The 5,278-nt window shown below is 71.2% G+C and carries 5 protein-coding genes; 3 read left to right on the forward strand and 2 right to left on the reverse strand.

From position 1 onward, the window contains the following. Positions 1-182: 182 nt before the first annotated feature. Both DEIPI_RS0104775 and DEIPI_RS0104780 read right to left on the reverse strand, forming a co-directional pair. Positions 183-986 carry a histidinol-phosphatase HisJ family protein gene (locus DEIPI_RS0104775; RefSeq protein WP_027481018.1) on the reverse strand — a complete coding sequence of 268 codons (804 nt, stop codon included), beginning with the start codon at positions 984-986 and terminating at the stop codon, positions 183-185. A gap of 12 nt (positions 987-998) precedes the next feature. Continuing rightward, a complete protein-coding gene (locus tag DEIPI_RS0104780) occupies positions 999-2,330 on the reverse strand; it encodes an erythromycin esterase family protein (protein WP_027481019.1) in 1,332 nt (443 codons plus the stop codon). 169 nt (positions 2,331-2,499) lie between these two features. On the opposite strand from DEIPI_RS0104780, the gene DEIPI_RS0104785 reads away from it, so the two are divergent. From DEIPI_RS0104785 to DEIPI_RS40850, 3 genes are all read left to right on the forward strand, one after another. Next, positions 2,500-2,940 (forward strand): OsmC family protein, encoded by a 441-nt coding sequence (locus DEIPI_RS0104785; RefSeq protein WP_027481020.1) that lies wholly within the window; start codon positions 2,500-2,502, stop codon positions 2,938-2,940. 158 nt (positions 2,941-3,098) lie between these two features. Continuing rightward, positions 3,099-4,673, forward strand: coding sequence for a catalase (locus tag DEIPI_RS0104790; RefSeq protein WP_045233666.1), 1,575 nt, complete (start codon positions 3,099-3,101; stop codon positions 4,671-4,673). Between the two features lie 135 nt (positions 4,674-4,808). Continuing rightward, positions 4,809-5,278, forward strand: a 470-nt coding sequence (locus DEIPI_RS40850; protein ID WP_084473966.1) for a TetR/AcrR family transcriptional regulator, incomplete at its 3' end; no start/stop codon positions are given.

Genomic DNA, 5,278 nt, shown 5'->3' on the forward strand with positions numbered 1-5,278 from the left:
CCCGCACGCCGCGAAGTCCCCCGCGCAGTACGCGGGCGAGGTGCTCGGCCGCGACGTCCGCGACCTCGCCGACCTCACCCCCGAGGAGGCCGCGCGCGTCCGCGACGAGGCGAAGGCCAACAGCCGCGCCAGTTGAACCCGAAACTGAGCGAGGAGGCCCGGCGCTCGCCGGGCCTCCTCGCTCAGTCCAGCGGGCGCATCGTCCGGACGCGGCCCTCGAAGGCGGCGAACTCGCGGTAGCCGACGCGCCGCAGGAGCCGGACGGCCTCGTCGAAGTCCGCGCCGACGTCCTGCGGTCGGTGCGAGTCGCTGCCGAGCGTGACGGGCACGCCCTGCTCGAAGCAGACGTTCAGCCACGCCTCGCGCGGGAAGGGCTCCCCGAGGCCCTTGCGCCAGCCGCTCGTGTTGAGCTCGATCGTCACGTCGGCCTCCCTGAGGACCGCGACGGTCTCCTCCAGCAGGGGCGTCACGCCGAGGTCCGGGATGTGCCCGCGCGTCTTGAGGCAGTCGAGGTGCCCGATGACGTCGTACGCACCGCTCCTCGCCGCCGCCTGCGTGGTGCGCAGGTACTCCTCGTACACGTCCTGCCGGGTGCGTCCGCGCGGCAGGTCCCGGTTGAAGATGCTCCACGTGCCCAGCCAGTGCACGCTCCCAATGACGTAGTCGAGGCCCGCGTCCTGCCACAGGGCGCGGTAGTGGTCGTCCCAGCCGAGCACGTAGTCGCTCTCCACGCCGAGCCGCACGGTGACGTCGCCGCGCAGCTCGTCGCGGACGCGGCGCATCTCCTCGACGTACGCGGGGAACTCGCCCTGCGCCATGGCCGTGCCGGGCCGCGCGTGCGGATCGGGCCCGAGGTGGTAGATGGGGCTGTGGTCGCTCAGGCCGATCTCCGAGAGGCCGCGCCGCGCCGCCGCGCGCGCGTAGTCGATCAGGTCGCCCGTCGCGTGACCGCAGCGGTAGTGGTGGGTGTGGTAGTCGACGAGCATGGGCCCATTCAATCAGAGGCCCGACGGCGAGGTGTCGAGGGGCTCGCCCTCGGTCCACCCGCTCGTCGGGTCGAGCGGCACCACGGCGTTCGTCCCGTCGAAGTACAGCACCGCGTCGTACTGCTCCGTGAGGCGCGCGTGCGAGTAGTGGCTCCAGCGCTCCGTCCGCGGGGCGTAGATCACGCCGATGAAGCGCTGCAGGCGCTCCTCCCGCAGCACCTCCGGCGTGTCCTCGTGGCGCAGGTCCAGCCAGAAGGCCGGGAGGCCCACCCCGTGCAGGAGCTCCTCGTGGCTGCCCCTGAGGCCGGGCCGCACGCGCCGCCTGCGGGCGGGGTCGCCCCAGTCGTCGGCGGCGGTGACCTCGCCGTGATGGGTGAGCTGACCGATCAGGAAGGTCTCGTCGGGGTGCCGCTCGCGCGCGAGCTGCCCCACGTTGAGCTCCCCGCGCCGCTCACCCATGTCGGTCGCGCGGGCGTCCCCGAGGTGCGAGTTGTGCGCCCACACCACCACGCGCGCGGGGCCGCGCCCGTCGGGCCCGAGGTGCTCCCGCAGCGCGTCGAGGGTGTCCATCATGTGCGTGTCGCGCAGGTTCCAGGTGTCCTCGCGGCCCCGGAACATCGCGCGGTAGTAGCGTTCGGCGTTCAGGGCCAGGCGGGCGTTCTGCTCCGCGTGGAAGTGCTCCTCCGGGGAGCCTCCGGCGCGCAGGAGTTCGTCCTCGCGCCTGCGGAGCTCCACGAGCTGCTCCACGACGGCGTCCTCGCACAGCTCCCCCACGCCGCGCCCGGCGGCGTACCCGTAGGCCTGCGGGTCCTCCCCGAAGTGCTCGAAGCAGGCGTAGCGGGCGCGGGCGCGTTCGGCGGCCTCGGGGTCGGTGCGGCGCAGGTACTCCACCACGGCGTCCATGCTGCGGTGCAGGCTGTAGAGGTCGATGCCGTAGAAGCCCGCGCCCGCCTCCGGGTGGCGCTCGTTGTGCTCACGCAGCCACTCCACGAAGTGCTGCACGTCCTCGTTGCGCCACATCCAGCGCGGGAAGCGTTCGAAGTCCCCCAGGGCCTCCAGAGCGCTCGCGTCGCCCGACGCGCCGCGCACGTAGCGGTGCACGCGCAGCGCGTCGGGCCAGTCGGCCTCCACGGCGACCGCGCGGAAGCCGCGCTCCTCGATGAGGCGGCGCGTGATGCGGGCGCGCTCGCGGTAGAACTCGCGCGTGCCGTGCGACGCCTCCCCGATGAGGACGAGGCGGGCGTCGCCGATCGCGTCGAGCAGCCCGTCGTAGTCGTCCGAGCCGCCCGCGAGGGGCCGCGCCGCCCGGCGTACGGCGTCCGCGCCTTCGTTCGAGGTGGTCATGCCCGGAGGCTAGGCCCGCCCGGAGAGCGGCGTCACAGAGGAACCTGAACCTTCCGTAGGAGAGCGTACGAGCTCAAGGACGCGTGAAGGGCGCGCTCCACGGGCGGGCCGTATGGTGGGCGCGAGTCCGACCGGACCTCCCCGCGAGCCGGACGAAAGGAGCATTCCCATGGCGAACATCCAGCGCAAGGCGAACGCCCAGTGGAGCGGCGACCTCCGCAGCGGCAGCGGCACCATGAGCGCCCCCAGCGGCGTCTTCCGGGACACGCCCTACAGCTTCCGCACCCGCTTCGAGAACCAGCCCGGCACGAACCCCGAGGAGCTCATCGCGGCGGCGCACGCGGGCTGCTTCACGATGGCCTTCTCGAACGTCCTCGCGAGCGCCGGCCACACCGCCGAGAGCCTCCAGACCGAGGCGACGCTGGAGATGGACGCGTCCGGCGGCGGCTTCCGCATCGGCTCGATCGTGCTGCGCACGCGCGGACGCGTGCCCGGCGTGGACCAGTCGCAGTTCCAGCAGTTCGCCGAGCAGGCCGAGCAGGGCTGCCCCGTGAGCGGCGCGCTGCGCGGCAACGTGAACATCAAGGTCGAGGCGACCCTCGAAGGCTGAGTCCACGCTTCCCGTGTGAACCTTTGCCGGGCGTCCCCTTCGGGGGACGCTCAGCGTTCTGTGGGGCCGGGCTGCTGCAATGGACCGAGAGCCTGACGTATGATCACCTGCCACGAGCCGGGACTCACCTCTCTCCAGGCTCACCGCGAGGAGGCCTCATGAACGACGACCAGCCCAACACCGACGAGCAGACGCAGGGCGGCAAGACGCTCACGACCCGTCAGGGGCACCCCGTCTACGACAACCAGAACCTCCGCACGGTCGGCTCGCGCGGCCCGACGACGCTGGAGAACTACCACTTCCTCGAGAAGATCACGCACTTCGACCGCGAACGCATTCCGGAGCGCGTGGTGCACGCGCGCGGCGCGGGCGCCCACGGCTACTTCGAGGCGTACGGGAAGGTCGGCGAGGATCCGGTGTCCAGGTTCACCCGCGCGAAGCTCTTCCAGGAGGCGGGCAAGCGCACGCCCGTCTTCGTGCGCTTCTCCACGGTGATCCACGGCGGGCACTCGCCGGAGACGTTGCGCGACCCGCGCGGCTTCGCGGTGAAGTTCTACACCGAGGACGGCAACTGGGACCTCGTCGGGAACAACCTCAAGGTGTTCTTCATCCGTGACGCGATGAAGTTCCCCGACATGGTGCACGCCTTCAAGCCCGACCCGGTCACGAACGTGCAGGACATGGAGCGCTTCTTCGACTTCGTGAGCAACACGCCCGAGGCGATGCACATGATCACGTTCCTGTTCTCCCCGTGGGGCATTCCTGCCAACTACCGCGAGATGCAGGGCAGCGGCGTGAACACGTACAAGTGGGTGAACAAGGACGGCGAGGGCGTCCTCGTGAAGTACCACTGGGAGCCGAAGCAGGGCATCCGCAACCTCACGCAGGAGGAGGCGGAGCGCATCCAGGGCAAGAACTTCAACCACGCCACCACGGACCTCTACCAGGCGATCGAGGAGGGCAACTTCCCCGAGTGGGAGCTGTTCGTGCAGATCATGGAGGACGGCGAGCACCCCGAGCTGGACTTCGATCCGCTCGACCCGACGAAGCTGTGGCCGGAGGAGCAGTTCCCGTTCCTGGCGGTGGGCCGCATGGTCCTCGACCGCAACCCGGTGGACTTCCACGCGGAGGTGGAGCAGGTGGCCTTCGGCACGGGCGTCCTCGTGGACGGCCTGGACTTCAGCGACGACAAGCTGCTGCAGGGCCGCACCTTCTCCTACTCGGACACGCAGCGCTACCGCGTCGGCGCGAACTACCTGCAGCTTCCCATCAACGCGCCGCAGGCGCACGTCGCGACGAACCAGCGCGGCGGGCAGATGGCGTACCGCGTGGACCTCGCGCCCGGGCAGAACCCGCACGTGAACTACGAGCCGTCCTCGCTGGGCGGCCTGTCGGAGGCCGCGCCGAGCGGCGCGGAGCACGAGCCGTACGTGGAGGGCCGTCTGGTCCGGCAGAAGATCGAGCGGACGAACGACTTCGGTCAGGCGGGCGAGCGCTACCGGCTCTTCTCGGACTTCGAGCGTGACGAGCTGATCCGCAACCTCGTCTCGGCCCTCAAGGACTGCCGTCCGCTCATCCAGGAGCGCATGATCGACCTGCTGAGCTCCTGCGACGAGGACTACGGACGCCGCGTGGCCGAGGGGCTCGGGCAGGACGCGCGCAGCGTGCGGGAGAAGCTGCGCGCGGCGGCGCGCGAGGCGGAGGAGATCAGCCACGAGGCGCAGCCGTACTAGACCGCGGAGTGGAGGGGGAGCCCGGCGTGCCGGGCTCCCCTTTCACGTGCATCGCAGTACGAGTGTTTGCTCGCGTTTGTATGCCGCGCGACAACCGCACGGCGGCGCGCGCTCGCGTTTCGCTATCCTGGGCCCATGCTTCCGCGTCAGGCCCTGTCTCCCCGCCGAATGCCCCGCCAGGTCCGCAGCCGCCGCATGGTGGCCGCGATCCTGGAGGCGGCCGCGCTCGTCTTCGTCGAGGTGGGGTACGAGAACGCCAGCACGAACCACATCGCCCAGCGCGCGGGCGTGTCCGTCGGCTCGCTCTACCAGTTCTTCCCCAACAAGGGCGCGCTGCTCGCCACGTTGCAGGCGCAGTGGACCGAGCGGCTCGGGCAGGCGCTCGACGTGACGCTCGGGCGCAGCGAGCACCGGGACCTCGGCGGCATCGTCGACGACGTCCTCGACGTCCACGCGAACCTCAACGCCAGCCCGCCCGGCCTGCTGGGCCTGCTGCTGACCGCGCCGCCCCTCACGCCCGAGGGCGAGACGGTCCGCGTGGCCGTCCAGCATCGCCTGGAGGACATCCTGTCGCGCCGCGCGCCGCACCTGGGTCCCGCGCGGCG

The sequence above is a fragment of the Deinococcus pimensis DSM 21231 genome, from assembly GCF_000519345.1.
GTDB classification, from domain to species: domain Bacteria; phylum Deinococcota; class Deinococci; order Deinococcales; family Deinococcaceae; genus Deinococcus_A; species Deinococcus_A pimensis.